Here is a 26,838-nt window from a genome sequence, read left to right on the forward strand (position 1 = left end):
GTTTGTCTCTGGTCCCCCAGCGGCCGAAAAATGGCTTTGACGCCGCGATCGTGTACACCGTTCGGATGAAGCCGCCGCTAGAAGAACGGACGGTACGACGTGCGCGTTGATGGGTTGGTAGATTTTCGGCGGGTTCGTCTACAGCGTTGAGCATCCAAAATACAGGAGCGAGTGTGCCGGGTAAGCATCGTTCGGGTCGGCACGCCAAAGCTACAGACCGCAAAGGTCGCGGCGGCCACCGATCACAAAGCCAACGAGAGCCGTATCGATGGCTAGGGGCCGGAGCCATCACGCTCGGCGTCGCGCTGGCCAGCAGCACAGGCGTTGCCCATGCTGACGACTCCGCATCGGGAACTTCAGCCGGTAACGAAAAAAGTGGCGCCTCTATTGAGTCCCGTACTGAAGCCCCTTCAAATGGTGCAGCTGACAAACCGAGTTCGAAGTCGACGGTGTCGAGCTCGAACGCACTTCCTTCGAATTCTGTAGAGCGCCGCGGAGCACAGGCGAGGCTTACGTCGTCGGTTGGCACCGCTGTGTCCAACCCGGATGACGATGTAGATGACGGCGACGGAGTGAAACGTGCGCTGACTGCGCCATCGGCTACCGCCCGAGAAGGTCAAAGCTCCGAGTTCGAGCCTGTCGTTTCAGATACGGAGGGTGATTCGGGCGACGGTGTTGATATCGACGTGCCTGTGGGCCCTGGTGAGGTCGACACCGGGGACGTCATACCCGATTTGGCCGAGACTCCGGCGCAGCCGGTTCCGGTCGTCGCGCCGACGGGGCCTGCTGCCGGGAGGGAAGTGCCATCGGCACCGGATAGATCCGATTCGTTCCCGATGAAAAACACCACGGGTGGGCGGGTGCCTACGAATGAGGCCCGCACTGGCGTGGTAGCGAACGAGGCTCGAGATCGAGTCGCTGACCACGAATCCACGGTAAAGCTGGTCTCATCAGCGGCCGGCGAACCGAATGTGCAGCGGACCAACGTCGCTGCTGCTTTCCATGCGCCCACTCAGCCGGGCCCAACCGTCGCAGCACCACGCTTCATCGATACGCTGCGGGCGCTGCCGGGTACGCTGATCAGTGGGGTTCTGCATGCCGTCGCTTCCGCACTCGCGCCGCTGATTGGTCCCGGGGCGCCGCTTGATAGTCCGTCCCTGTGGGGGGCGTTGGAGCTGTTGCGTCGTCAGTTCGATCAGGCCTATGCCAACCACACACCCATTGCGGCCCCGGTGCAGACCGGTCAGGATCTCGGCAACGGTCAAGTCCACGGCACCTTCGGCGCTTCCGATCCCGACGGTGACGCCCTGACCTACACCGTCCCTGCGAGCGGCGCCGGCGCACCCGCGCACGGAACCGTCACCGTGGACCAGTCGACCGGGACCTGGACCTACACCCCGAACGACAACGGCACCCCCTTTGACTATGGCGACGACTACACCGGCACGGATTCATTCGCCGTAATCGTCAGCGACGCCACCGCTGGTCCCCATATCCACGCCGTCGGTGCGACCCACGCAGTGGTGGCTTGGGTGGCAGTGCAGGTAAATGGCGTCGCAGTGAACCCCGAAAACCAACTCCCCGTGCCGCCGGCCGTCCCGCCAACCCGGACCGTCGATCACAGCGATGGGACGGTTGTCAGCACCATCGGCTGGACGGACCCCGACGGTGATGTCCTGCGTTACTACAGCTCTTCCAATCCCGGCGCGACGACGTGGACATCCACGACCGCGCGGGGCGGGACGGTCACCGTAACCTCAACCGGCGCTTACGCTTACACCCCGGAAGTGGCGGACAGGCTCAACGCATACACGCATCCTGACCAGGGAACCGATACGTTCAGTGTCGTGGTCACCGACGGGCGCGGCGGTACCCAGACCATTGATGTGCACGTCGATATCGACCCCACCGACGTCTCCATCACCAGAACCGTCAGCGCAGCTCTTCCCGCAGATGTGTTGAACTACTACCGATCCGTGGGTAGCGACGGCACCGTTGCGTTCACGAACTCCACGCTCGTGAACGGGACCGCCGACCAATACGAGACCACGGTGATCGTGGTACGTCCCGGCGCCATCACCCCCATCACCACGACCATTGCCGGCAACGCAAATGACGCCGCCCAGATCGGCGCCGATGGCACTGTCGCGCAGACAACGTTTGTCTATACAGGCAACGCCGTGAACCCGTATGCGATGACGGTGACGGTACTGCGGCCCGGCGCCACCACCCCGCTCACCATGACTGCAACCGGACGATCGGTACGCCCAGCATTCGTAAGCGCCGACGGCGCTGTCACTTTCGTTACCCATACCCGTTCGTCAAGCTCGGTTGAATCATACGAAGTGGCGGTCACCAGGCTGTCCTCTGGCGCCACCACCCCCATCATCGGCAGTATCACAAGCACCCTTTCCCCGGAGTACAACGTGCGCATCGGGGCGGACGGCACCGTCGCGGTCCGCACGGCCGTCACTGGATCGGGTACCGCCGCCGACCCCTTCCAGAACGCAGTTGCAGTGTTTCGACCCGACGCCGCCGCGGCCGAAACGACAACCGTCACCGGATACTTGTCCACTGAGGTTCACGACGACGACGATGAGTCGTGGTGGGTATGGGCAGACGGCACGGTTGCGCTCATTACCGCCACGCCCTCTGAGATTGCCGGTGGCACCATTCTGACCACGGTTACTCTGCTGCGTCCCGGCGCTGCCCTTCCCGACGTCACCACGGTCGCCGGCCCGGTAGGTAGTCGGGTGCTGGCTGGCGATGGCTCCCTCGTGCTCACGACCTCGGCCGGTACCGGTAGCTCCGACGACCCGTATCAAACGACGGTGACGATTTGGCGGCCCGGGCTCGCCGTCCCGACAGCGACGACAGTTACCGGACAACCATTCTGGGGTACGCAGGTGGGCGCAGATGGCACCGTCGCGTTGACCACCAGTCTCCCTACGGACGGCGACGGCGACCCGAACCATCTCACGGTGACCGTGCTACGCCCCGGCGCCGAAACACCGGTCAGCACCACCACCGTGGGATGGTCCTCGATCTCCTTGGGTTTTCCTCTTGGAAACTACTACTTCGGTCCGGCACGGGTGGATAGCGGCGGTGTCGTTACGCTGATCACCGTTATCGGTTCAGGCGATGAGAACGACATTCAGTTCACCGTGTTGCGCCCTGGTGCTGACACTTTCGGCACCCTCACTCTTCCCTACGGATTGCCTTGGGGTCCAGCGCAGGTCGGCACAGACGGCACCGTCGCAGCGCTAACTTTCTCGGCGCCGGGGAGCGGCGCTGACTCGTGGCAGAGCTTTGTTGCAGTGTTGCGCCCCGGGTCAGCCGCCCCCGTCACCACGTCGGTTGTCGGAATGCCTCTGGGGGCACCGCAAGTGAACGCGGACGGCACCGTCGTTCTGAGAACTCTTGTCCAGGACAATTCGCAGTTCTACTTGATGCAGAGCGTGATAACTGTCGCGGCGCCGCCGTCCAACACGATGTAACTGCATAGAGTGTGGTGCAGTGGTGTTTGAGATCGAGGCTAACCGGCGCTCAACGCGAAATCGGCGAAGTCGAAGCCCGGCACCACCACACAACTGACCAGGGTGGGCTCCTGATCACGCGGCATCGCCCGCTGCCAGTGACCGGGCGGCACCACCGACTGCGGCTGCTCGCCGGCGGCGATATCGGGTCCGAGCACCACGGTGTGCGCCGAGTCCTGCTCGCGGCCGACCTCCAGCAGCAGCGGGCTGCCGCGGTGGTGCAGCCACAGCTCGGCGCTGCGCACGGTGTGCCAGGCCGACTGCTGGCCGGGCATCAGCAGGAACAGGATCGCCGTTCCGGCGCACCGCGGCCCGGTGTAATCCGACGGCAGCACCGACTGCGGGAACGTCAGGTCACTGCGCCAGGTTTCGCGGTACCAGCCCCCCTCGGGGTGCGGGGACAGGTCGAGCCGGCGGGCCCAATCGGGTAGTTCCGTCATGGGGACCCAGGGTACGCAGCGTGACCCGATAGCCTGAGGCGCATGGCTCGATTGCGTCCCGGCTGGCTGGTTGCGTTGTGCGCGCTGGTCCTGGCGGTGAGTGCCTGGCTGCCGTGGCTCACCACGACCGCCGACGGCGGTGGCCGGGCCAACGCGATCGGCGGCAAGGTCGGGGCCATCGGGGTGCCGCCGCCGGGCTTCGGGGTGGGGCAGCTGATCGTGCTGTTGGCGGCGGTGCTGATCGTGGCCGCCGCGATGGCCGCCCGGCAGTTGTCGGCACGGCTGGCATCGTCTGCGGCACTCGCGGTTTCGATGATCGTGGCAGCGCTGATCGGCTGGTACTTCCGGCTCTACGTGCAGGCGCCCGTGGCACCCGGGTACGGCATGTACCTGGCCGCGGCGATGACGGTGCTCGCGATCCTGCTGTCCGTGTTGGCGATGGTGGTCGCCTGGGCGCAAACCGGGACGCATCGATGAGCTTCGTGGAACCGGTGGTGCTGACCGGGCCGCGCTGGGTGACTCTGGAACCGCTGCAGGCCGGGCACGCCGGGGAGATCGCGGCGGCCGCCGCGGACACCGGCGACCTGTGGTTCACCAATGTGCCGACACCGGATACCGCGGCCGCCTGGGTGCAGACCAGGCTGGCCGATCCGAACGCGTTCACCTTCGTGGTGCGCGGCCTCGACGGCACCGTGATCGGTTCGACGAGCTACCTGAACATCGACGGACCCAACCGGCGCCTGGAGATCGGCGCCACCTGGTATGCCTCACCGGCGCGGCGGACCGGGGTGAATACCGAGGCCAAGCTGCTGTTGCTGACACATGCCTTCGAGGTGCTCGGCTGTGTGGCCGTCGAGTTCCGCACCCACTACTTCAATTCGACCAGCCGAGCCGCGATCGAGCGCCTCGGCGCCAAGCTGGACGGTGTGCTGCGCAGTCACCAGTTGCTGGCCGACGGGTCGCGCCGGGACACCGTGGTCTATTCGATCCTGGACATCGAATGGCCCGCGGTGCGCAACAATCTGCGGTCGCGCTCAGACCACCACGACTCCGGATCCGGATAGCGGCCGGCCACACTGATCACAGGCCAGCGCCGCGGTGAACGCACCGCCGCACGCGGTATGGGTGACCTGCACCGCGGGGCCCTCGTCGGTGACATACCAGTGCTGCGCCCAGTCCAGGGCGGTGACGATGATGGGTAGCACCGCGCGGCCCTTCGCGGTGAGCCGGTAGCCGCCGTTCAGCACACCGCCCTCTACCAGGATCTGCAGGCGGTCGGTGAGCGAACCGGGCGGCGCCCCGAGTTGGCCCGCGAAATCGGTGAACCGGGTGGTCCCGACGAAGGCGGCCACCATGATGGCGAACGCCCACCGGTTGCCCAGGATGCTCATGGTCTGCGGAAACAGATCTGCCTGGCTGGTCCGGTCATCGTGCGAACGGCGCCGGGTGGATCCCACCGGCATCGACCGCGGCCAGGAACCGCTCGGGCCCCACCGCGCGACAAGATGTTTCTCGTCGGTCTCCAGCCCGCATCCACGGCAGGTGAGCAGCGGGGTGAAGTCCCGGCCGCAGTCGCCGTGCCGCATGGCGGGCAGGGGGTGTTCGGGCACCCAGTGGCGTTCCCACGCCCAGATCGCCACCAGCACCGGCCACAACGCCTGGCCGCGCGCGGTCAGCAGATACTCGTACCGGGTCGGCCCGGACTGGTACTGGCGGCGCGTCATCAGGTCGTGCTGGACCATGCCGACCAGACGCCGGGTCAGCACCGAATGGGAGATGGGCAGCCGTTCGGTGAACTCCCCGTACCGGGAGGCGCCCAGCAGGGCCTGCTGCACGATCAGCAGGGTCCATTCATCGCCGAGCACCCCGAGCATCCGGGCCACGGCGTTGGGTTGGGTCACTCGCGCCAGCGTCTCAGCTCCGAGCCGGGCGCCCAGGTGGAGTGCGTGCCGCTGGAGATCCGTTCGGGCAGCGCCAGTGTGCACACCGGGCCGTCGGATACCCGGGCCGCGTCGAACACCAGGCAGTAGGACGCGTCGGCGTTCATATCGGTGGTGAGGGTGATCAGGTAGCCGTCGTCCTCCCCGGTACTGCCGACCCGGGGTGCCATGGCGGTCTCGCTGCCGTAGACACCGTCTGCGAAGGCGAACCGTTGTTCGGCGCCGGTGTGCAGATCATGGCGGACCAGGCCGTCGAACAGGAACCAGCCGGGCTTGCCGGTGGCGGCGTAGGTGTAGCGGTAGGGTCGTCCGGCGAAGCCGGAGTTGATCATCCCGAATTCGGTGATGCTGTCCGACAATTGCTCTTCCCGGGTCTGGCCGGTGACAAGGTTGAACCGCCAGCGGTGCAGCCTGGTCTGCATCCCGTCCAGTGACAGTCCGCGAAAGATGCGCTGCCACTTCGGGTTCATGCCGTTATCGAAGCCCTCGGTGGGTTCGGGTTCGCCCTGGAAGAACCCGTCCAGCACGATCTCGTCGCCGTCCTCGTAGGCATTGGTGAAGTGCAGGACGTAGGTGGTGTCGGCCTCGAACCATTGCACGTCAGCGGCCCCGCCGCGCCGCGGCAGCACCGCGAACCGGGACGGCATGTCGCGGTGCAGTCGCGGGATGTGCGCGTTGTGCTTGAGGAATTCGGCATCCCAGAACAGCGGAAAGTCGTTGAGAATCACGTAATTCTCGGTGAACGCCATATCGTGCGGCAGCCGGGGCCCGGGCAGCTCGACATCGGCGTAGTGGACCAGCGCGTTGTTCTCGTCGACCACTCCGTAATGCAGGTACGGTGCGTCCTTGCCGTAGTTGAAGAACAACAACTCTCCGGTGGCGTCGTCGATCTTCGGGTGCGCCGATACACCCAATCCGATTGGGGCCCAGTCCTGTTTACCTAGGGTGTCGCCGGTGTAGGGGTCGATCCGATACAGGTCGCCACACTGGTAGAAGCTGCTGAGCGCGACACCGCGGTGCACGGCGACATCGGTGCTGGAGGCATCCTTCATCAGGGTGCGTGCACCCCAGCCGTAGTCGCGTTGGGCGAGCTCCACCGGCTCGGCGATCCCGGGCCACAGCGGGCCGGCGGCCTCGTTCTCGGCCAGGAACCCGTCGGTGCGGATGAACCTGTTGCGATAGCTTGCCTTTCCGTCCCGGAAGTTGACGATGTGCAGCATGCCGTCACCGTCGAATGGATGGTAGGCCTTGAACGCGGGGTGTAACGGGTTCTCGGTGTTGCGCAGATAGACCCCGTCCAGGTCGGTCGGGATCTCGCCTTCCACGGCCGCCAGGTCGTCGGCGTCCCATTCGCTGGTCTGCGGCCGCCAGGCGCCGGTGCGGTAGGGGTGATCGTCGTCCGGGGGCAGGGTGGATGCGAACTTGGTGACCAGATCGGTGTTCACAGAACCTCCTGGGATGAACCGACGACAAAGCTGACGGTGGTGGCGGTACTGCCGCCGAAGTTCAGGGTGCCGAACGTCTTTGCGCCCTCCACCTGGTAGGCGCCGGCGGTATCGCTGACCTGCTTGGCGGCATCGAGCAGCATCCGGATACCGGTGGCGCCGACGGGATGCCCGCCGCCGATCAGCCCGCCGCTGGGGTTGATGGGCAGCCGGCCGCCGATCTCGATCTCACCGTTCTCGATGGCCTTCCAGGACTCGCCGGGCCCGGTCAGCCCGATGTGGTCGATCGCGAGATACTCACTGGGAGTGAAACAGTCGTGCACTTCGAGACCGTCGAGATCGTCGAAGGTCACGTGGGCGCGGGCGAATGCGTCGAGCGCCGCACCGCGCACGTGCGGCAGCACGTACGGATCGTCGGCGGACCGGTCCAGTTTCTGCTGCAGACCCAGCCCGACCGTCCGGTGGCCCCAGCCGTCGATCCGCCCGATCGGCCGCACACCGGGGTGATCGCGCAGGAAGTTGTCGCTCACCAGCACCACGCCGGCGCCGCCGTCGGTCATCTGGCTGCAATCGAGTCGCCGGATCCGGCCCTCCACCACCGGATTCGACGAGGTGTCCAGCTGCCAGCCGCGGGTCTGCGCGTTCGGGTTCGCGCGGGCATTGGTGTAGTTCAGCAGGGCGATGGCATCGAGGTGCGTGTCGTCGAGGCCGTAGCGCCGGTCGTACTCGTCGGCGATCCGGCTGAACATGTACGGCCACATGAAGGTGGCATCCGCGCCCTCGTGCCCCGTCCAGGCGGCCGCGCCGAGGTAGGCGGCGGCGACATCGCCGGGGACCGTCTTCTCCAGTTCCACCCCGATGACCAGTGCGCTGTCATAGGCGCCGGAGCGCAGATCGGCGATGGCGGCCAGGGCGGCGACACTGCCGGACGCGCAGGCCGCCTCGTGCCGGGAGGCCGGGACGTTCCACAGCGCGGGTTCGACGGTGGCCGGCATCGCGCCGAGGTGACCTTGGGCGGCGAACATCTCGGCGAAGGCGTTGGCGACGTGCACGACACCGATGTCGGTGGCCGGTGTGCGCGCCGCGTCCAGGGTTTCGCGGATGACCTCGGCCGTCAGGTCGGCCAGGTCGTGGCCCTCGCGCTGCAGGTTGCGGGCGTAGTCGCTCTGGTAGCCGCCCAGGATCCACACATTGGCGCCCATGCCCCCGACGCTACTACAACTAAGAGAGTAAGTCGGGAGAACTGGCATCTCACGTTTCGGTCGCCGGCGACGTCTACACAATGTGACTGTGGGACGACCGTTCGAGGACATCGTGGCCGAGTACGGCCCGATGGTGCTGCGGGTGTGCCGGGCCGTCGTCGGCCCGACCGACGCCGAGGACGCGTGGTCGGAGACCTTCCTGTCCGCCCTGCGGGCCTACCCGGAACTCGATCCGAGCGCCAACATCGAGGCGTGGCTGGTGACCATCGCGCACCGCAGGGCCATCGACATCGGGCGCGCGGCGTCCCGGGCGCCGGCCCCGGTCGATGCCGTCCCCGATGCCGGGCACACCGATCACCACGACCTGGACCTGTGGGCGGCGCTGGCGGCGTTGCCGGACAAGCAACGCCGCACGCTGGCCTACCGCTACCTGGCGGGCCTGCCCTACGCCGAGATCGCGGATCTGCTCGGCGGGTCGACCGAGGCCGCCCGCCGTGCCGCCGCCGACGGCCTCAAGACGCTGCGCACGACCTACCTCAAGGAGGACGCATGACCGAGATCTTCGACGGCATCGACGCCGACGCCCCGACCCTGGCCCGGCTGCACCGCCGCCTGGAGCATGCGGCTCAGGACGCCGACCTGCTCGACGTGGCCTACCGCACCCTGGACACCGCCATCGGCCGGCTGCTGCTGGCGAGCACGCCGCTCGGTCTGGTGCGGGTGGCGTTCCTCTCCGGTGACGAAGACGTGCTTGCGACGCTGGCCCAGCGGATCAGCCCGCGGATCCTGCACGCCCCCGCCCGCCTCGACGATGCCGCCACCGAGATCGAGGAATACCTCGCGGGCCGGCGCACCGAGTTCGATCTTCCGCTCGATCTGCGGCTGGCCGACGGGTTCCGCCGCCAGGTGATCGAGCATCTGCGCGAGATCGGGTACGGGCACCGCGAGAGCTACGCGACCGTCGCGGCGGCGGTCGGCAGTCCCAAGGCGGTGCGGGCGGTGGGCAGCGCCTGCGCCCGCAATCCGCTGCCGCTGGTCATCCCGTGCCACCGGGTGGTGCGCACCGACGGATCGTTCGGGCAGTACGCCGGCGGAATGGCGGCCAAGGCGACGCTGTTGGAGCTGGAAGCGGCCTGACCCGGAGCGGGTACGCTGAGGTACCAATTCTTCGAGAGGTGAGGTGCGGGTGAGGCTGGCCAGAGCAAGTGCAGTGCGCCTCGGTCTGCTCGCCCTCGGCCTGTTCGTCGTCGCCACCAACGCCTTCGTCATCGCCGGCGTGCTGCCCCAGATCGCCCACACGTTGGGCGTCGGCCCCGGCACCATCGGCTACTCCATCTCGGTCTATGCCATCGTCGTCGCTGTCGCGTCGCCGCTGGTGTCGGTCACCTGCGGCCGGGTCCGTCCGGAACGCGTGATGGCCGCCGGGCTGGCCCTGATCGCCGCCGGCACCTTCCTGGCCGCGGCAGCGGACACCTTCACCGTCTTCACCGCGGGACGGGTCATCGCGGCCCTCGGTGGTGCGGCGCTGGTGCCCTCGGCGATCGGCGCCGCGCCGGTGATGGTGGCGCTGTCCCAGCGCGGCCGGGCCATCGCGCTGGTCGGTATGGGCTTCACCCTGGCCATGGCGATCGGCTCCCCGATCGGCACCGCGCTGGCCGATATCGGCGGTTGGCGGCTCCCGCTGTCGGTGCTGGCCGGCCTGGCCGCGCTGCTGGTCCCGGCCCTGCTGCTGGTGGTGCGCGATGTCCCGCGCAGCCCGGCGGTGGACCTGCGGTCGCGCGCCGTCGTCCTGCGCGACCCGCGCATCGTGTTCGCGATCGTCGCGTCGTTGCTGATGACGCTGGCGTTCAACATGGTCTACATCTTCAGCGCGGTGATCACCCACGACGCCACCGGCGGCGACCACAAACGGCTGGCGATCCTGTTGCTCGCCTACGGGGTGGCCGGCGTCATCGGCAACATCGTGGGTGGACGCCTGGCCGACCGCATCGGCAGCCGTCGCACCCTGCAGATCGTGCTGGCGGCCCAGGCCGTCGCCTTCGTCGCGCTCATCGCGGCGCACGGATCGATGGTGGCGACCGCCCTGGTGTTCACGCTGTCCGGGATCGCCGGGTTCGCCGCCTCGGTGGCCATCCAGTACCGGCTCGCGCTCATCGATTCGCGCTACGCCACCACTGCACTCGCGTGGTACTCGACGGCGATGTACGTCGGCATCTCGATCGCCCCGCTGATCGGCGCCGCGGCACTGCCGTACGGACCGCCCGTGCTGCTGGCCGCCGCGGCGGTGTCCATCCTGGTCGCGGTAGTTGCGTCGGAGATCAGTCACGCGAGGCGACGTGGCTACGATGGGGTAGCCCGGGACCAGGATCTGGTCGGCGCGTCCTCGACGCGCAGCTAAATCCGGGTGCGCGAAGACGGAGGAACGATGAACAGCCAGCCAGCTGCGGCCAGCGGCGATATCCAGCAGAGCAGTGTCGGCGATATCAGTGTGGTGTCGGTGGCCGGGACAGTGGACATGATCACCGCGCCCAAGCTGGAAGCTGCGATCAAGTCTGCGGCCGCCGCGGCACCGGCGGCGGTGGTGGTGGATTTCACCGCGGTCGAGTTCCTGGCGTCGGCCGGCATGGGGGTGCTCGTCTCCGCGCACGGTGACCTCGCACCTGCTGTGAAACTCGTTGTCGTCGCGGACGGTCCGGCCACCAGCAGGCCGCTGAAATTGGTGGGCATCGCCGACGTCGTCGAACTCCACGCGACACTCGATGAGGCACTCGCCGCTCTGCAGAGTTAGAAAAAGCTGCAAACGGGTAGCCACCGGTCGACATGACAGAGCAAGGCGATTCCGCATCCTTCGCGAAGATCGGCGTGATCGCCGGCCCCGAGCTCGCGGCTCAGATCCGGCAGGAGCTTGCCGCATGGCTGCGCCAGAACTTGCTCCTGGATCCCGAGAAATCCAGTGATGTGCTGCTGGCGGTGTACGAGGCGTTGGCCAACGCGGCCGAGTTCGCCTATGTCGGTGCCCCGCAACCCGGTCCGATGCATGTGCGTGCCGACTATGACGACACCGCCGCCGTGCTGACCGTGACGGTGACCGACGAGGGGCACTGGCGAACCAACGACAACGACATCAACGACGTGGCCCGGGGGCGCGGCATCCCGTTGATGCACGCGCTGGCCGACCGCGCCGATATCGATGCCACTGCGGACGGCACCGAGGTCCGCCTGCAGTGGGACCACATTGCTCAGAACTGCGGCAGCCGAACCACCTGAACGAAGAACTCGTCGATCTGGCGCACCGCGCTCATGAACTGATCGAGGTCCACCGGCTTGGTCACGTAGGCGTTCGCGTGCAACTTGTAGCTGCGCAGGATGTCCTCTTCGGCCGACGACGTGGTGAGCACCACGATGGGGATGAGGCTCAGGTTGTCGTCGGATTTGATCTGCTCCAGCAGTTGCCTGCCGTCGTACTTGGGCAGGTTCAGGTCCAGCAGGATCAGGTCGGGCCGTGGTGCGTCGGCGAACTTGCCCCGCCGGTACAGAAAGTCCAGCCCCTCTTCGCCGTCGTGGGCGACATGCAGATTGTTCTTGATCTTGTTGTGCTCGAACGCTTCCCGGGTGATCAATTCATCACCGGGATCGTCCTCGACGAGCAGGATGTCGATGGCTCGGGTCTCGGGATAGCTCACGGGGTTCCTTCCAGCTGAGGTTGCGGCGCCAGATCGGGCGCGGTGGTCGGGGTGATGGGCAGCGTGAATGTGAACCGCGTCCCGTCGGTGTAGGAGGTGTCGATCCAGATCGTCCCGCCGTGGTGCTCGACGATCTTCTTGCACAACGCCAGGCCGATCCCGGTACCGGTGTAGGCATCGCGGCCGTGCAGCCGCTGGAAGATGACGAAGACCTTGTCGACGAACTCCTCGGCGATGCCGATCCCGTTGTCGGTGACGGTGAACAGGTATTTCTCGGCGTCTTCGCCAGTGCCCTCCTCGCACTCGATCACGATCCGCGGCGCCGCATCCTCGCGATGGAACTTCACCGCATTGCCGATCAGGTTCTGCCACACCATCGCCAGCAGGGTGGGGTCGCCGTCGATGGTGGGCAGCGGTGTGTCGGGCAGCACGATCTGCGCGCCGGTCTCGTCGATGGTGGTGGTCAGATTGCTCAGGGCCGCGGTGACCACCGAGTTGAGGTCCACCTCGGTGTTCGTCGCGTTGAGCCGGCCGACGCGGGAGAAGGTGAGCAGGTCGTTGATCAGCACCTGCATCCGCTTGGCGCCGTCCACGGCGAAGCCGATGTACTCGATACCGCGCTCGTCGAGCTTGTCGCCGTAGCGTCTTTCCAGGAGCTGGCAGAACGACGCGACCTTGCGCAGCGGTTCCTGCAGATCGTGCGAGGCGACGTAGGCGAACTGTTCGAGTTCGGCGTTGGACCGCCGCAATTCGTCGGCCTGCTCATCGAGGGCGGCGCGCGCGGCGCGGGAGGTCTCGAGCTCGTCCACGATGCGCTGGCGCATGTCCTCGACGTCGGCGCTGATGGCCCGGATGTCGCGGGGGCCGCGCGGGATGATGCGTTCACCGAAGTTGCCCTCGGTGATGCGCCGGCAGGCCGCGGCCAGCGCGGACAACGGCCGGGTGACGGCGTTGCGCATCACCACCGCCAGCAGTATCGCGGTGGTCACGAACGTCAGGATCATCGCGATCATCACCGCGTCGCGCCAGCCGCGGATCTCGTCGAGATGTGCCAGGCCGGTGGCCCGGGCCTCGCTGAGGTGATCGTTCTGGACCGTGAACAACGCGCGGAGCCGGTCGAAGAGCGCCTTGCCCTCGTCGATGCTCGCATCCGCGGCCGGCTGCCCTGGCGTGGCGGTCGCGATCAGCTGATCCGCGTACTCGGCGCGCCAGGTATCGGCGGCAGCCTCGATGTTGTCGAGGTCGACGAGGAGCTCTTCGTTGCCCGCGATGGACCGCCGGATCTGTTCGGCGGCATCGGTTTCGGCGGTGCGCCCGTCCTTGTACGGGTCGAGGAACCGGGGGTCGCCGGTGATCTGGTAGCCGCGGACCGCGGTCTCCTGATCGCGCAACGCCGCCTGGAGTTGGTAAGCCGCGATCCGGGCCGGCTGGATGCCGTCCCGCAGCTGATTGGACACCTTGTCGGCCTGACCCACCAAAATGGTGGCGGCTATCGAGCAGGCCAGCACCGCCGTTCCGATGACGGCGAGCACCAGGTTCTGCCAGCCCTGCACGGTGAGTTTCATGGTCAGGATCGTTCCACTCTGATCACGGCGATGTCGTCGGTGAGCCCGCCGTGCAACTGAGCCCGCGACTCGGCGGCCTCGATGAGCGCTTCGACGAAATCGGCGCCGGGCAACTGAGCCAGCGAGCGGGCCATGGTCAGCAGCCCTTCTTCACCGAGCCGCTCGTCGCCGCGGCCCGAGTGACCCTCGAACAGCCCGTCGGTGAGCAGCAACAGTCCGTGCCCCGGGGGGAGTTCGTAATGTTCGACCGGCCACTCTCGGGCGCCCAGACCCAGTGCGGCGCCCGGGCGGGGCTCCACCCAGTCCACTGTGCCGCCGCCCTGCAGGAGCATGCCGGGGTGGCCGGCGCGCACCGCGGTGAAGTGGCCGGTATCGGGTTCGAGGGCCAAACTGAGCAGGGTCGCAAAGGTGCCGGAGCTCGTACGTTCGGTGGTCAGGATCCGGTCGAGTTCCCGCATCCGTTCGTTGCCGCGCAGGCCGGCGAAGGTCAGCGCCCGCCACCCGATGCGCAGGGCCACGCCGAGGGCCGCCTCGTCGGGACCGTGCCCGGCAACATCGCCGATCATCACGTGCACGGTGCGGTTGTCGGTCTGCACGACATCGAAGAAGTCCCCGCCGAGCAGCGCGTCCTGACGGCTGGGGCGCGAGCGCGTGACGATATGGACACCCGGTGTGTCCAGCAGCACCGGCGAGGGCAGCAGACCACGTTCCAGCCGGGCGTTCTCCAACGCTCGCAACCGGGTCGAATGCAGGTCGACGGTGGCCAGCTCGGCGCGCTTGCGTTCGATGGCGTACAGCACGGCGCGGCGCAGGGTGTCGGGCTCCACCCGGCCCTTGACCAGGTAATCCTGTGCTCCCGAGGACACCGCGGACACCCCGAAGGGCTCATCGTTGTAGCCGGTCAACACGATGATCGGGATGGTGTTGTCGAGGCCGCCGAGCCGGTGCACGGCATCCATGCCGGTGGAATCGGGCAGGTTCAGATCGAGCAGGATGCAGTCCGGGCGCTGTTCGGTGAGGGAGCGGGCGGCTTCGGAGACCGTCTGGGACCAGACGAAGTCGAACTCACCGTCCGCATCGGCGATGAGTTCCTCGACCAGCAATGCGTCCGCTCGATCATCCTCGACCAGGAGCAGTGAGAGCCGCCGCCCAGCGGCCGCCGTGGCTACGATCGGGCCGGGTGAGGGTAGCGGGGTCTGCGGTGCGCGCATGGAACGATCAAGTCCTCCACCTGGGGTGTTCACCCCGGTCGCGCTGTGCATAGGTATTGACGTCAACGTCTACGACCTTACCCAGAGACCTGATCTTGGACGGCGGCGTACCGACGATTGTCGCGCAGCGGCCGATGTTGTCACAATCCGGCGCCCAGCCGAGTCATATGTGTGAATGCCCCGCCGAGAAAGGAAAACCATGCTCCCGCAGGTCAACATCAGTAAGCAGTTCTCTGGTCCGTACGAGGCCTTCGCGGCGTTCGACGCCCAGGTGAAGGAGGCCACGCAGGCGGCGGGGTTGTCCGCGCTGTTGGTCGAACTGGTCAAACTGCGGGTGTCGCAGATCAACGGCTGCGCCTTCTGTCTGCGGATGCATACGCGCGATGCCATCGCCGCAGGAGAGTCCGCGGACCGGCTTGCGGTGCTGCCGGCCTGGTGGGAATCGCAGTACTTCGACGAGCAGGAGCGGGCCGCGCTCACCCTGGCCGAACGGAACACCCGGATCGCCGACGAGCACACGGCCGCCGCGCCGAGTGTCGATATCGAGGCGGCGTTGTCCACCCAGCAGATCGCCGCCGTCGCCTGGCTGGCCGTCGAGATGAACGGCTGGAATCGCATCGCCATCGCCAGCCACTATCCCGTCGGGCCCTGAAGCGCCCCGGCCCGCTTCCGCGTGGCGGTGCCAATCGCGAGTGCCGACACCGCCGATGCCGCGACGAAGGCGGTGCCGAAACTCGTGGTGGTGATGATGAGCCCGAGGGCCGTCGCGCCGGTTGCCTGTCCGAACATCAGGGCCACGAACAGTAGTGCGGTACCCGCGGCAGCGTTGGCGGGATCGATATCCGATGTCCACGCGATGAGCGATGACGTTGCGGCAGTGAATCCCCACCCGAAGATGAGGTAGGCCAGCAGCGCCACCAGCCGGACCTGTGGCGCGAAGGCCAACACCATCAGGGCGATGGTCATCACGCTGCAGCTCAGCATCCAGGCGGCCGTGGCCGACAGCTTCACCATCTGATGGGCGGTGGTGATCACGGCTGTCGCACCGACGCCGAGTGCGATCCATGCGCTCACGGTGCCGCTCTCGGATGCGGTTCCTGCTTCGACGAGATGGCTTCGGCCATAGGTCCACACCGCGCTGGAGCCCGCTCCCATCAGCGTTGCCGCGATGACGGCGCTCCGGTGGTCGGCCAGCCACGGAGCCGACACCGGGGGTGATGTCCGTGGCATAGCCGGCCGGGCACCGGGGCGTCGGTCGGCGACCAGTACCGCGACGGCGGCGCCGGCCGTCAAGAGCCCGGTCGCCACCCAGGCGATCCTCCATTCGGAGGCGACCAGCACTGCCAACAGTGCGGCGCCGACCAGGCCCGGCCCGGTGCCGGCGTTGACCACCGACTGTGCACCCTCGGCGTGCCGATAATCGACATTGCGATGCACGATCGCCACCAGTGCCGGCGAAGCGAAACCTGCACCGGCGGAGCTCAATACGGCGGCGAGACCGAACGCCGGGACGTTGCCGGCGGCGGCCATGCCCCATACGCCGCCACAGGCGGTGACGGCCGCGGCCACAATCAGGGCGCGTGGTGATCGGGGGCCGAGGCCAAAGCCGGCGGCTGCGGCCAGGCAATAGACGAGCGATGCGCCCGACGAGATGTAGCCCGCCCCCTTCGCGCTGAGGTCGAGTTCGCGCTGAATGTCGGGAAGAAACAGGCCGAACGCCAGTCGCACCAAGCCGTAGGTGGCGGCGATGAAGCACGTCCCGGACACCACGACGAACATGTCCCGTCCGGACCCAAACGAAAACGATCGTTTCACTTTTTCGAGTTTAGAGTGTCGGGCATGCCGATGCGCAAGGGCTCGGAGGACAAGTTGCTCGACGCGGTGGATGACCTGATGTTCACCGCGGGCATCGAAGCCACCTCGGTGGATGCAGTGCTCGCGCGTGCCGGGGTATCGGCGGCCACCTTGTACCGGGGCTTTCGCAGCAAAGAGGCACTGGTCGCCGCCGCGCTGGAGCGCCGCCAGCAGCGGTGGCAGCAGGTGTGGGACGACGCCATCGACACCGCCCACAGCGATGGGGAGCGGGTGCTCGCGGTCTTCGATGCGCTGGACACCTTCGCGGTCACACGGCATGGAGCGCGGTGGTGCGCCTTCCTGGGTGCCGCCGCCGAGTACGCGAACCCCTCCGCGGAGATCGCCGCAGCGATCAACCGCGACACCGATCACCTGCGCCACACGCTGCGGCAACTTGCGCGGCAGCTACCGTGCGCAGACCCGGACGGCCTGGCCGAAGCACTCCTCACGGTCTTCACCGGGGAACTCGCGATGCGCCTGCGCGGTGGTCGGCCGGATGGATCACGTGTGGGCCGGCAGATCGCCGAGACCGTCCTGGCCGCGGCTGTGGGGGCGAACTCACCTACGAAACGAGTGCCCCCGGCATGATTCGAACATGCGACACCGGCTTTTGGATTTGTCGCTACCTGTTGAATCGCGCTAAGTGTCGGTAGGCCCTGTGCCGCAACAAAGGTCGCGCCGAAGGCCACCGGATAGTAGTGGGCGATTCTCAGCGTTTCGCGTTCATATTCGATGAATAAGCGATGGATTCCTACCGCCGAGACTGGTCCCGCCCGGGCCAGACTGACTGAAGCCGACCGGCCCGGGCGGACCAACTCCTACGCTCTGGTGTGCCTGCACCTACAGCGAAGGAGAATCCATATGTCCACCCCCGACGACGCCAGGGCTGGGTTTCAAGCCCTACTCAACCAGATCCCCGACACCATGCCCGTGAGCTATACGGCCATCGACAGCCTGACCGAGATCATGCGATCGACCCGTGGTGACGACGGAAATGTTTCGGTAGAAGAAGTCCAGAAGTTCGCGAACGGCGTCCTTGCCATGCTCCTCACCAGCGTCGTCGAGTTGGAGAACCGAATGGAACGAATTGACGGGCGGGCCGGGGTTCCGCCCGGATTCATCGGCAATATCCTGTCGGAGTTTCGCACGTAATTCTTGCCGCACAATCTCGCGGACGCGCGCCTCAGACACAGCCGTGGGACTCATCAGGCCGCCGTCGGGATGGACAGCAGTCGGAACGCGTTGGGGATGACGACATCGGACCCGGTGCGGAACCACAGCAGGGCGCCGCGCTGTCCGGTGGGCCGGCGGTTGGACCCGAACAGGTGCGGCACCAGTTCCAGGGTGGATCCGATGCGGTCCACGATGACCATCCCGGCCCCGAAGTCGCCGTACACCAACGGGTAGTTCGTCTCCGTCGCCGCCGGGTTGATGCTGCCGTCCATGTTCGACAACTCGTTCATGGCGCGGCTGAGCAGGCGAGGCGGATTGTCCTGCAGTGACGGGAACTTCAGTGCACCGTTGGTGGTCTCGAACTGGCGCAGTGCGTTGATGATCGACAGGTTCGCGCACCACTGCGCGTTCGGCTGGAACCGCGGCGGCAACGCGTTCTGCACCGAGTACACGTCACCGGCGGCCAGTGTCTCCGGTGTTCCGGGCGCGACCAGCGGCACAGTGCCGGCCGAGGCGACGAGCTTGGTAATCAGACCTGTCGGTTGACCCGACCCGGAGCCGGTCGTGTACGCGGTCGCGTTGAGCTGCTCGGCGCCATCGACGAGCAGCTTGGACAGCTCCCCGAGGAAGTTCACCGCATCGCCCTGGACCTCGAAACTGAACGGCACGAACGCATCACCCTTGTGCACCGGGATCGACGGGTTCGCCAGCGTCGGGCTGGCATCGGCCACCTCGGCGGCCTCAGCGGTCCACTCAGCGGTCACACCCGCACTGGTGACACCCGACCATGCATCGGTGGCGGTCTGCACCACACGGGCGATCTGGCGCAGCGGATTGATGCTGCCGTTGGAGGTGAGCAGCACCGCCGGGTCGAGGGTCAGCGGGACGAGGAACCCACCCGCGCTGTCGGTCAGCGACATGGCGCGCTGCTCAGCCTGCACCGCGGACACCGCGCGCCAGGCGTCGGCCTCCTCGCCGGTCCAGGTGAGCTGACCGTTATCGGGGTCGGCGAGCTTCTTCGCGAACGCCCGCTCATACGCTTCGCTACCGGTGGCGGCGGCCCAACGCTGCGTCCAGGTCTGCGAGATAACCGGCCCGGTGGACATCAGGCCCTCGATGAGCTCGGCGCCGCGGGCGGCCAGGCGGTCGTCCTTGACGATGCCGTCCAGGGTGCGCATCGCGGCGTCGCGCTGGGTGTTCTGCGGGTGGCGGTCCTCGTTGCGGCTGTATGGGTTGACCCCGCTGCCTTCGCCTTCGCGCAACATGGTGCTGCCCGGCTGCCCCGCGCCGCGGATCAGATCGAGTTGGCGGTGGCGTTCCTGCACCGCGCGGATCTCGGTGTTGTGCGATTCGATCTGCCCGGTGAGCTGATCGAACCGTGCAGCGTCGTCGCCGGCCAGGTCGGCGTTGCCGGCCCGCTCGATGATGGCGCGGGCCTCGGTGCGGTACTCGTCGGCCTCCCGTTCCAGGGTGGCGAGGTCTTTGTTCATGGTGGTTCCTGCTTTCAGAGATCGAGAAGCCGCAGCCGGCGTTCGGCCGTGGCTCGGGGAATGACAAGGGATTGCGAACGGACACCCGCGATTTCTGCACCCACATAGGCCGGCAGACCGACAAGGCTGACTTCCATCAGCGCGACCTCGGTGCGGACCATGACGTCTCCGTCCCACCGTTCGCGGACACCGCGGAACCCGACACTGAAGGCGTCGACAGTCCCAGAGCGCACAAGCTCCAAGGCGTCGTCACCATCACGGGTAGCGGCGATCTCGAACGCAGCGTGCAGACCGTCCTGGTGCTCGCGGAGCTCGATGGCCTTACCGATCGGCAGCCGACGGGTGTTGTGGCTGTCGAACAGGCGCACCTTGGTGCCGCGTTCGCGGATGCTGCGGTCGAACGCGCCGAACTCGAACCGCTCCTGATAGGGGCGGCCGCCACCGTCGCTGACCTCGGCCACCTGGCCGTAAGGAACCACGGTGCCGAACACCGTGCGCCCATTGCCAGTCGAGAGGTCTGCACTGCGGAAAAAGAGAGTCATCGAATCACCAACCTGAGACGTGCGGGAATCGCTTGCGTCGCATGGTGACCGGGATAGCGCGGGTGGGCCTCCCCTGAGGCTCCCGGCGTCTCGCGTGATACCGAGCTAGGTACCAGCGTAACGCCCGTTTTGCCAAAACAGCAAGGGCACTTGCCAGCGTGGGTGCTGTTCACGTGTCGCGACGAGGGTCGATCGGTTCGGCATGCAGGGTCTCGCCGGGATGGTTGGCGGCCAGGGCGAGGTCCTCGCGGGTGATGTGGACCAGCGTCTTGCCGTCCGCGGTGAGGTAGGCGTGCTTGGCGTTCCCGTGCAGGCGAATGGTCATCTCGTCGAGCTCGTCGGCCACGCTCTCCGGGTCGCGGCCGGTCTGTCGCGCGACGGACGCAACGGCGAGCTGATTCATCACGGTGCGCTCGGCGTCGGTGAGTGGGCGGTTGATCTCAGTCATCGGTCAGACCTTCCAGAGTGTCGGGAATCTCGGTGGGGACGAACTCGCCGCGCAACGGCACATCGCTGTCCAGGTCGGCAGCACGCACCAGTGCGAGGGGACGGCCGCCCCAGACGAACTCGAGAAGGCCGTCAGGGTCGGTGCGCATCCGCACGCCGTGCTGATCGTGCTCACGGCACCAGGCGATGCGCTCGGCGCGGTCAGCCGGGTCCAGGCTGGCGGTCGCACTCTCAAGCAGCGCCCGCACACGGGCCATCAGTTGGACGTCGTCGTCGTTGTCGGTCATAGTCACCAGCTCCTTGCGTTTGGGCATCTGTGCACACTTCTCGTCACGCTTGTCACGCTTAACGGGCTATCCATGCAGGTCACAGGCTTTCTGCATTTATCTGTGACTGCACACTTCGGGGGAGGGAGACGGTTCTTCACTGGCGATGCCACCTGGTGTTTTGCTGGTTGCGTGGGTGGCCCGCCCCCCTGCCTGAGGTGTTCATGCGCTGTATCCGTCGTCGGTGCTGTGGGCGCTGGGGCTGGCGATCCTCCAGATGCGGTCCTTGCGGCTGTCTCCGTGGGCTGGGATGGACTCGATGCGGTTGGACATCCCGGCGGCTCGGCGGACGCTGTGCCAGGGGTGGCCGGCAGCTTCACCGGCGAGCTTGGCGTCGTCGGGGTCGACGGTGTCGGTGGTCTGGCGGTCGAGCCATTCATCAAGCCACTGCGGTGCACCTTGATATGCGGGTGGCCGCTTACCGGGTTCGATGGACCAGGTGGCGGTGCCGCCCTTGCGGTTGATCGTGTGTACGTCAGGGTGTGCTGATGCGGCGGCCCTGATGTTGCCTTTGGTGAAGCCGATAGCCATGCCGGCCTCGACTGCAGCAAACGATGTGGTGGTGGTTTGGCCGGCTACCCGGAGTTCTGCGATGTATTGGTTGAACCACTGGGAGCATGTCAGCTTGGTTGGGTCGGAATCATGCGACCTGCGAGTATCGAGGTCTGTGACTGTTGCCTCGGGTTCACCGGTGAACTCTTGGTTCACCCCTTCCGAGCTGGTGTTTTCTGGGGTGAACTCTGGTTCACCGGTGAACTCCGGGTTGAGCTTGTAGTGCGGCGCCTTCTCCCCGGCGATGACGATGACCTGGCTAACTTTTTCCAGGTGGGGCAGGACTGCGTCGAACGCCTCGCGGTAGTGCTGTTTACCCATCGCCCGGCGGAGCTCGCTGCGGGATTTCGGGCCGGTGGTGAGTAGGCGCAGGATCCTGCTGCGAACGGTCTTTTCGTGCCGGTCGTCGATCACCTCATCGAACGTCGCCCGGGAGATCGCCCGCTCTCGCACCTTGGCGCGGGCCGCTTGTTTGGCTTCCTCGACAATCCAGTCTCGAGTTTGATCCGAGACGGCCATCACCATGTCTGACAGCCTCCAATCGAGATCTGAAATGACGCTGCGGTGGTGCAGGATGGCGAGACCGGCGGCCACCTTGAGTCGGGTCAACATCCGGTGCCCATCGAGTGCGCTTGCTTCTCCGCGCTGCCGTGCCAGGTGGGCTGTGATGATGTGCTCGCGGATCTCGGTCGGCCCGTAGGTCATGACGGTGTCGGTGTGCGCCCAGGATGGGAGCCGGGTGTTAAGCGGCTCGGGGTCCGGTGGCGCCTCTGAAGGCATATCGGGGTCGATGGTCAGCACCCACACCACGCGTTGTGGGGTCCCGCCGCTCGTGTCGTTGAAGATGACATCACAGTGGCCGGGTTGAGCGCCGACGCTGAGAATCAGTCTGTAGCTGTGGGGCAGCACGATTCGAGATGTGGCGTCCGATGCGTTGCTCTGTCCCAACATCTCCCCCATGACGGCTGACTTGAGCTGGGCGAGGAAGATGTTGCCCTGGCGAGACGCGAGGCCAGCCATCGTGTCGATCTCCGGCGAGTGCAGAATGGCGCGCGTGATCTGTTCGGTGCCTTCTTTCTTCGGCGGGGCGAAGAGGGCCGCGATACCTTCGCCCGAACCGATGGGGCGTTCGATGATCGAGGACGGCCAGATCTCTCGGGCGACCCGGTCCGTAATCCCTTTGCCGCCACCGCTGGGGGCGACGAAGGCCATGATCATGTTCAGTGAGGCAGGTCCGCCGATCACCCCTGGGAGTTGGACGCCCGGACCGGTACTGGCGAGCACCCGGCCAAGGACCGCAAGGAAGACAGCCCATTTCGCGGCGAACCGGGCGTGAGCCCATTGCCTGATGGTCTGTAGCTCTGGGGTGGCGTCGAAGAATTCGTCGTCGATCACGACGTTGCCGCCTTTCGTTGGCCGCTCTGAATGGTCTGCTGGATCTCGTGGACACCGAGGCCAATTTCATGGGCCGCGGCGGCCAGGGCGGAATACACAGCGGCTGGTGCCGAGTCGGCTGCTGCGCGTGCTGCCGCCCAGAACAAGGTGCCGTTCCGATTCCCGGGCTGAGCCTCGGCGACGCTGCGCACCAACCCATCCCACCGATCTCCATAGAGACCAGAACTGCACTGAAGATTTGGTCTCGCGGGGGTGTAGGTGGGTTGGACGATCATTGCCAGCAGGTGTTCGGGGAGATCTGCGATAGGGATGTCGCGGTGCAGGCGGTAGGGCTTACCGGTGTCCGGGTGGATACTGCCGGGTGCGACCAAGTAGCCACGCCCGCCGGCCTTTACATCGATGCCAGGGATACCCTGAACCTTGCCCCGGACCGGACCGGAGTGGCGGTAGTAAATGTGCCACCCGCCGCTGCCCGTTCTGATCGTCAAAGTCTGATGCTCGGGACGGAGGTTGAGCGCCGACACGGTGCCGCCGTACCGGAGGTCGACATCCAAGGCCAACACACCGATCTGCGTTGCACCCCAGTTGCATCCCGGAAACTTCCGCTTCCAGGAGGCGATCACGTTGCGGTCGGTGGTGAAGTCGAGGACCCCGTGTGAGGTGAGGGGAGCCTTGCCGGCGAGCGGGCCGACGCTGAACCCATGGCCGAGCATGATGTCGAGCGGAGAACCCGCGCCTTCACCGGCGCGGGTCTCCGTCTCGGTCATGCCGCTCACAGCCGCACCGCCGTGAATGCCGATTCGACTGTTTGGAACTCTTGTCTGCAGAATCGGCATTCGACCCCGCCAGTCTCCGCGATCGACGACTGCGCTGTATCGAGGAAATTCAGCTTGTAGTGCTGACCGCACACGAGGTAGTCCTTGCAACCATGCAGGTGGACAACCCAGTTCGCGGTTCTCTTGCACTGGGTTTTCATCCCCATTTCGCACCGAACCTGCTCGCCCCACCCTGCAAGAGCTTCCTGGAACGCCGTGTCGATGTTTGCGGTCATCGTTCGAGCCCCTGCTTGATGTCCGCTGCACGAACCAGCGCAGCCGCCAACGATCGGGCCGCATCTGCGGACAGACGAAGAGTCTTGTCGGTCCACTCGTCGCCGACGCGGGTCTCGGTGGTGAGTTCGATGCCGTCGTACTGATCGGCGTCCGGAGCGGACTCGCCCGACGTCATCGCCGACGGGTGCGCCTGACCGGTGACGTAGACCCACAGGCTCGACTTCTGCTCACCAGGAGCCGGCGCGAGATCCACACCATGCACCTGCTTGAGGCAGTAAGGGTAGTTGTCGTCGTGGGTCTCGTTAGTTTCCCGGTGGCCACACCACACGGCGTGGAAGTTACTGCCGCTCATCGGGTCACCGCCTTGGCATCGGCTTCCAGGGCGTCGGTGGCCTTGTCGAGCACCACCGCTGCGTTGCGCAAGTTCCACAAGGCGTTCACGATGTCCACGAGCGCGAACATCGGCACATCCTCGGGCAGATCGCGGATGACGGCGTTGACGTCGGCGCGGACCAGATCGATGCGGTTGACAGCATCATCGAGTCGCTGCGCCGCGGTCTGAATCTGTGGTTTCATTGTTCTAGATCTCCTTATCGGTTGTGGTGACTGGATGGGATGGTCTGAGCGGTCCCCGCCAGGTGTTGGCGCACCTGGAGTTCGGGGGCCGTTCTGCATTCCGCCGGTTCGTCCCCGGCAGGTTCGTGATCGACCAGGTTGTGGTCGTCGAGCTGGTCCCGGTCGAGTTGGTCGACGTGGGGGTGAGACATCAGGCGGCGTCCCCGCCGGCCTGCTGAGCGTTCTCCCAGACGATGCACTCAGACAGCCGGTACCTGGTGTGGCGGCCGAACTTTCGGTACGGCGGACCTTTTCGCTGACAGGCCCACTGAGCCAAAGTCTTCTCTGGTATCTGCAGCCGTTCAGCGACCTCCGCGCGAGTGAGCCAAGGGTCGGTTGGTTGTTCGAGCGAGAGCGGTAGCGCCATCGCGCTCCTCCTAATTCTGCGTGCTGTTCCGCAATTCTCATTGCTTCCGGTCCACTCCTGCGTACCTGAACGAAGCATATACCCATTCCCGTCCCCTTCCGCAATAGGCGAGCCGAAATGGCCTAGACTGCGTGTCATGCCGCAAAGCAGGGATAGGCCACACGACTGGAGCGAGCCCCCGAAGAACTGGGCGGAGGAGCAGGCACGCCGGACAGCTCTGGAGATCCGGAGACTTCGGGGAAAGCGGTCAGCTCAGTGGCTTGCAGACAAGACCGGAGAGCTCGGAAGTCCGGTTACGAGAGCCGTGATCTCTGATCTGGAACTTGGCCGCCGAAGGTATGTCACGACCGCTGAGTTAGTCGTTCTGGCCGCAGCCCTCGACACTACGCCAACCACCTTGTTGTATCCGCCGCCATACGACGAGGTGATCGAACTATTGCCCGACGTTATGGAAGCGAAAATCAATGTAGTGGAGTGGTTTTGTTCAGATCTGGACGCCATGCAGTACCACCCTGGCAGGGGAATTGGCAAGTCGATCGAGGACTTTCACAACCATACGATGCCGCTCTATTCGGCTCGCGGGATAGCAAAACTAGAGCAGGCGCAGCGCAGCTTGCTGCAGTCGCTCGCTAAAGAGGATGACCCGGATTCCGCACTCGCTCAGAGTATTCGGCGGGAGCTTGAGTACATCGACAAGCGTCTCATAGAGTATCGGGAAGAAGATGGCGGGTAGGCCGCCGCTGCGTATCGGGCAGCACGGAAAGATCACCCGTACCCAACTCGGGGGTGGGGTTTGGTTGGCGCGCTGCAGGTTTCGTGACACGGACGGTGTGACGCGCATCGTGGAGCGTCGGGGGCCGGCTGAGGATCAATACGGCAAGCTCGCCGAGGATGCGCTCATTGAGACGCTTGCGCAGCGTCGGCCCGTGGGTGGCGGTGAGGTCACTCTCGACACCAAGATCATGGCGCTCGTCGATCGCCATATCGACCGGCTTGAAGAGGATGGCCGCGCCGTTCGGACCATTGATACCTACCGGTATGCCTCGAAACTGCTCTCCAAGGTGATGGGCGGTGTGCGGGTCGGGGAGGCGACACCTGCGCGGCTCGACGCAGCGATCCGGTCGATGCGCACGGCGCACGGTGATGTGTTGGCGGTGCAGTCCAAGACGCTGTTGATGGGCGGCATGCGCCTGGCGGTGATGGCCAACGTGCTTGCCTCCAATCCTGTGCGCGACGTCAGCCCACACCGATCCAAGGCCAGGCCGAAGGGCGCCACGGCACTCACGGCCGACGAGTTGCGTGACCTGTTCGGGAAGCTGCGAGCGTCGAAGGCGTGCCAGCGCCATGACCTGGTGGACCCAATCACCCTGTTCGCCGCCACGGGGCTGCGGATCTCCGAATTGCTCGGGCTGCAGTGGTCTGACTACGACGACGAGACGTTCACGCTCAAAGTGACCGGGAAGGTGATCCGCGCCGCGGGCAAGGGGCTGATGCGCATCGACGAGACCAAGACGGCCGCCGGCCGCCGCACGGTCCCGCTGCCCAGCTTCGCCACGGCGGTGCTGGCCGCGCGCCGTGAGGTGGCGTTTCTGGGGGAGCAGGTGATGATTTTCCCGTCAGGAGCCGGCACTTATCGTGACCCCGACAACTTCCGGGCCAGGTGGGCGGAGGTGCGAGACGACCTCGGAGTGCCGGGCGTGACGACCCACAGCTTCCGCAAGACGGTGGCCACGCTCATCGACGATGAAGGGCTGTCCGCGCGCATCGGCGCTGATCACCTGGGGCATACCCGGATCTCAATGACTCAGGACAAGTACATGGCCCGGGGGAGGGTGCACACCGCAGTGGCGGACCTGCTGGAGCGCACCATAAGCGATGAATAAACGATGGAACACGGTAGGTAGTGCCGCTAAGCACCACCTCTGACCGTGCCCCCGGCATGATTCGAACATGCGACACCGGCTTTAGGAGAGCCGTGCTCTATCCCCTGAGCTACGGGGGCC

Annotated in this window: 31 protein-coding genes and 1 tRNA gene; 13 read left to right on the forward strand and 19 right to left on the reverse strand. The window is 66.1% G+C overall.

Annotation, left to right across the window (positions count from 1 at the left end):
* The first annotated feature begins 572 nt into the window (after positions 1 to 572).
* Positions 573 to 3,497: a cadherin-like domain-containing protein gene (locus tag EXE63_RS20610; protein WP_168143464.1), complete on the forward strand. Its 2,925-nt coding sequence runs from the start codon at positions 573 to 575 to the stop codon at positions 3,495 to 3,497.
* Between the two features lie 38 nt (positions 3,498 to 3,535).
* Here EXE63_RS20610 and EXE63_RS20615 read toward each other — a convergent pair whose 3' ends face one another.
* Complete coding sequence (locus EXE63_RS20615; protein WP_168143465.1) at positions 3,536 to 3,976, reverse strand: cupin domain-containing protein; 441 nt, start codon at positions 3,974 to 3,976, stop codon at positions 3,536 to 3,538.
* A 42-nt stretch (positions 3,977 to 4,018) separates the two neighbouring features.
* Here EXE63_RS20615 and EXE63_RS20620 point away from each other — a divergent pair, with 42 nt between their 5' ends.
* Entirely contained in the window at positions 4,019 to 4,453 is a 435-nt protein-coding gene (locus tag EXE63_RS20620) for a hypothetical protein (protein WP_168143466.1), read from the forward strand.
* A complete protein-coding gene (locus tag EXE63_RS20625) occupies positions 4,450 to 5,040 on the forward strand; it encodes a GNAT family N-acetyltransferase (protein ID WP_168143467.1) in 591 nt (196 codons plus the stop codon). The genes EXE63_RS20620 and EXE63_RS20625 overlap by 4 nt, the downstream gene beginning before the upstream one ends.
* Here the strand turns inward: EXE63_RS20625 and EXE63_RS20630 are convergent.
* Genes EXE63_RS20630 through EXE63_RS20640 form a run of 3 tightly spaced genes read right to left on the reverse strand, consistent with a single transcriptional unit; the run spans position 5,011 to position 8,563 of the window.
* Positions 5,011 to 5,850, reverse strand: coding sequence for a winged helix-turn-helix transcriptional regulator (locus EXE63_RS20630; protein ID WP_168145681.1), 840 nt, complete (start codon positions 5,848 to 5,850; stop codon positions 5,011 to 5,013). The genes EXE63_RS20625 and EXE63_RS20630 overlap by 30 nt on opposite strands.
* A gap of 23 nt (positions 5,851 to 5,873) precedes the next feature.
* The gene (locus EXE63_RS20635; protein ID WP_168143468.1) at positions 5,874 to 7,361 is read right to left on the reverse strand and encodes a carotenoid oxygenase family protein; all 1,488 of its coding nucleotides are present in this window, start codon (positions 7,359 to 7,361) and stop codon (positions 5,874 to 5,876) included.
* On the reverse strand, positions 7,358 to 8,563 hold the full coding sequence (locus EXE63_RS20640) for an acetyl-CoA acetyltransferase (RefSeq protein ID WP_168143469.1): 1,206 nt from the start codon (positions 8,561 to 8,563) through the stop codon (positions 7,358 to 7,360). The genes EXE63_RS20635 and EXE63_RS20640 overlap by 4 nt, the downstream gene beginning before the upstream one ends.
* Before the next feature lie 130 nt (positions 8,564 to 8,693).
* Here EXE63_RS20640 and EXE63_RS20645 point away from each other — a divergent pair, with 130 nt between their 5' ends.
* The 5 genes from EXE63_RS20645 to EXE63_RS20665 are packed head-to-tail and all read left to right on the forward strand — an operon-like array spanning position 8,694 to position 11,830.
* Complete coding sequence (locus EXE63_RS20645) at positions 8,694 to 9,116, forward strand: RNA polymerase sigma factor (RefSeq protein WP_234904612.1); 423 nt, start codon at positions 8,694 to 8,696, stop codon at positions 9,114 to 9,116.
* Positions 9,113 to 9,700 (forward strand): methylated-DNA--[protein]-cysteine S-methyltransferase, encoded by a 588-nt coding sequence (locus EXE63_RS20650; protein ID WP_168143471.1) that lies wholly within the window; start codon positions 9,113 to 9,115, stop codon positions 9,698 to 9,700. Before EXE63_RS20645 ends, EXE63_RS20650 begins: the two co-directional genes overlap by 4 nt.
* 49 nt (positions 9,701 to 9,749) lie before the next feature.
* Positions 9,750 to 10,961, forward strand: a complete 1,212-nt coding sequence (locus EXE63_RS20655) for an MFS transporter (RefSeq protein ID WP_234904200.1) — start codon at positions 9,750 to 9,752, stop codon at positions 10,959 to 10,961.
* Positions 10,962 to 10,988: 27 nt separating this feature from the next.
* Positions 10,989 to 11,351 carry an STAS domain-containing protein gene (locus EXE63_RS20660; RefSeq protein ID WP_168143473.1) on the forward strand — a complete coding sequence of 121 codons (363 nt, stop codon included), beginning with the start codon at positions 10,989 to 10,991 and terminating at the stop codon, positions 11,349 to 11,351.
* Between the two features lie 32 nt (positions 11,352 to 11,383).
* Positions 11,384 to 11,830 carry an ATP-binding protein gene (locus tag EXE63_RS20665; RefSeq protein ID WP_168143474.1) on the forward strand — a complete coding sequence of 149 codons (447 nt, stop codon included), beginning with the start codon at positions 11,384 to 11,386 and terminating at the stop codon, positions 11,828 to 11,830.
* On the opposite strand, the gene EXE63_RS20670 is transcribed toward EXE63_RS20665, so the two are convergent.
* Genes EXE63_RS20670 through EXE63_RS20680 form a run of 3 tightly spaced genes read right to left on the reverse strand, consistent with a single transcriptional unit; the run spans position 11,803 to position 15,022 of the window.
* Positions 11,803 to 12,246 (reverse strand): response regulator, encoded by a 444-nt coding sequence (locus tag EXE63_RS20670; RefSeq protein WP_105363231.1) that lies wholly within the window; start codon positions 12,244 to 12,246, stop codon positions 11,803 to 11,805. The two genes, EXE63_RS20665 and EXE63_RS20670, sit on opposite strands and share 28 nt — an antisense overlap.
* Complete coding sequence (locus EXE63_RS20675; protein WP_168143475.1) at positions 12,243 to 13,811, reverse strand: sensor histidine kinase; 1,569 nt, start codon at positions 13,809 to 13,811, stop codon at positions 12,243 to 12,245. The genes EXE63_RS20670 and EXE63_RS20675 overlap by 4 nt, the downstream gene beginning before the upstream one ends.
* Before the next feature lie 2 nt (positions 13,812 to 13,813).
* A complete protein-coding gene (locus EXE63_RS20680; RefSeq protein WP_168143476.1) occupies positions 13,814 to 15,022 on the reverse strand; it encodes a PP2C family protein-serine/threonine phosphatase in 1,209 nt (402 codons plus the stop codon).
* Positions 15,023 to 15,221: 199 nt separating this feature from the next.
* On the opposite strand from EXE63_RS20680, the gene EXE63_RS20685 reads away from it, so the two are divergent.
* Positions 15,222 to 15,674: a carboxymuconolactone decarboxylase family protein gene (locus tag EXE63_RS20685; protein ID WP_168143477.1), complete on the forward strand. Its 453-nt coding sequence runs from the start codon at positions 15,222 to 15,224 to the stop codon at positions 15,672 to 15,674.
* Here EXE63_RS20685 and EXE63_RS20690 read toward each other — a convergent pair.
* Entirely contained in the window at positions 15,656 to 16,837 is a 1,182-nt protein-coding gene (locus tag EXE63_RS20690; RefSeq protein ID WP_168143478.1) for an MFS transporter, read from the reverse strand. The two genes, EXE63_RS20685 and EXE63_RS20690, sit on opposite strands and share 19 nt — an antisense overlap.
* A 24-nt stretch (positions 16,838 to 16,861) precedes the next feature.
* Here EXE63_RS20690 and EXE63_RS20695 point away from each other — a divergent pair, with 24 nt between their 5' ends.
* Both EXE63_RS20695 and EXE63_RS20700 read left to right on the forward strand, forming a co-directional pair.
* Complete coding sequence (locus EXE63_RS20695; protein WP_168143479.1) at positions 16,862 to 17,464, forward strand: TetR/AcrR family transcriptional regulator; 603 nt, start codon at positions 16,862 to 16,864, stop codon at positions 17,462 to 17,464.
* Between the two features lie 273 nt (positions 17,465 to 17,737).
* A complete protein-coding gene (locus EXE63_RS20700; protein WP_168143480.1) occupies positions 17,738 to 18,028 on the forward strand; it encodes a hypothetical protein in 291 nt (96 codons plus the stop codon).
* 53 nt (positions 18,029 to 18,081) lie between these two features.
* On the opposite strand, the gene EXE63_RS20705 is transcribed toward EXE63_RS20700, so the two are convergent.
* From EXE63_RS20705 to EXE63_RS33505, 10 genes are all read right to left on the reverse strand, one after another.
* Complete coding sequence (locus EXE63_RS20705) at positions 18,082 to 19,539, reverse strand: phage major capsid protein (protein ID WP_168143481.1); 1,458 nt, start codon at positions 19,537 to 19,539, stop codon at positions 18,082 to 18,084.
* Between the two features lie 14 nt (positions 19,540 to 19,553).
* Positions 19,554 to 20,081, reverse strand: coding sequence for an HK97 family phage prohead protease (locus EXE63_RS20710; RefSeq protein ID WP_168143482.1), 528 nt, complete (start codon positions 20,079 to 20,081; stop codon positions 19,554 to 19,556).
* A 169-nt stretch (positions 20,082 to 20,250) separates the two neighbouring features.
* A complete protein-coding gene (locus tag EXE63_RS20715) occupies positions 20,251 to 20,529 on the reverse strand; it encodes a hypothetical protein (protein ID WP_168143483.1) in 279 nt (92 codons plus the stop codon).
* Positions 20,522 to 20,815, reverse strand: a complete 294-nt coding sequence (locus EXE63_RS20720) for a hypothetical protein (protein WP_168143484.1) — start codon at positions 20,813 to 20,815, stop codon at positions 20,522 to 20,524. The genes EXE63_RS20715 and EXE63_RS20720 overlap by 8 nt, the downstream gene beginning before the upstream one ends.
* Positions 20,816 to 21,016: 201 nt before the next feature.
* Positions 21,017 to 22,801: a hypothetical protein gene (locus EXE63_RS20725; protein ID WP_168143485.1), complete on the reverse strand. Its 1,785-nt coding sequence runs from the start codon at positions 22,799 to 22,801 to the stop codon at positions 21,017 to 21,019.
* Positions 22,798 to 23,568 (reverse strand): bifunctional DNA primase/polymerase, encoded by a 771-nt coding sequence (locus tag EXE63_RS20730; protein WP_234904613.1) that lies wholly within the window; start codon positions 23,566 to 23,568, stop codon positions 22,798 to 22,800. The genes EXE63_RS20725 and EXE63_RS20730 overlap by 4 nt, the downstream gene beginning before the upstream one ends.
* A gap of 5 nt (positions 23,569 to 23,573) precedes the next feature.
* On the reverse strand, positions 23,574 to 23,852 hold the full coding sequence (locus EXE63_RS20735) for a hypothetical protein (protein WP_168143487.1): 279 nt from the start codon (positions 23,850 to 23,852) through the stop codon (positions 23,574 to 23,576).
* Entirely contained in the window at positions 23,849 to 24,205 is a 357-nt protein-coding gene (locus EXE63_RS20740; RefSeq protein ID WP_168143488.1) for a hypothetical protein, read from the reverse strand. The genes EXE63_RS20735 and EXE63_RS20740 overlap by 4 nt, the downstream gene beginning before the upstream one ends.
* The gene (locus tag EXE63_RS20745; RefSeq protein WP_168143489.1) at positions 24,202 to 24,429 is read right to left on the reverse strand and encodes a hypothetical protein; all 228 of its coding nucleotides are present in this window, start codon (positions 24,427 to 24,429) and stop codon (positions 24,202 to 24,204) included. Before EXE63_RS20745 ends, EXE63_RS20740 begins: the two co-directional genes overlap by 4 nt.
* A 190-nt stretch (positions 24,430 to 24,619) precedes the next feature.
* On the reverse strand, positions 24,620 to 24,973 hold the full coding sequence (locus EXE63_RS33505) for a helix-turn-helix transcriptional regulator (RefSeq protein WP_366515287.1): 354 nt from the start codon (positions 24,971 to 24,973) through the stop codon (positions 24,620 to 24,622).
* 166 nt (positions 24,974 to 25,139) lie between these two features.
* Between EXE63_RS33505 and EXE63_RS20755 the strand changes: the two genes are divergently transcribed.
* Together EXE63_RS20755 and EXE63_RS20760 are read left to right on the forward strand one after the other, a co-directional pair.
* A complete protein-coding gene (locus tag EXE63_RS20755) occupies positions 25,140 to 25,568 on the forward strand; it encodes a hypothetical protein (RefSeq protein ID WP_168143491.1) in 429 nt (142 codons plus the stop codon).
* Entirely contained in the window at positions 25,558 to 26,718 is a 1,161-nt protein-coding gene (locus tag EXE63_RS20760) for a site-specific integrase (RefSeq protein ID WP_168143492.1), read from the forward strand. The genes EXE63_RS20755 and EXE63_RS20760 overlap by 11 nt, the downstream gene beginning before the upstream one ends.
* 46 nt (positions 26,719 to 26,764) lie before the next feature.
* On the opposite strand, the gene EXE63_RS20765 is transcribed toward EXE63_RS20760, so the two are convergent.
* Positions 26,765 to 26,837: transfer RNA gene (locus tag EXE63_RS20765), tRNA-Arg, on the reverse strand.
* Position 26,838: the final 1 nt, after the last annotated feature.

The organism is Mycolicibacterium frederiksbergense (assembly GCF_012223425.1).
GTDB lineage: Bacteria > Actinomycetota > Actinomycetes > Mycobacteriales > Mycobacteriaceae > Mycobacterium > Mycobacterium frederiksbergense.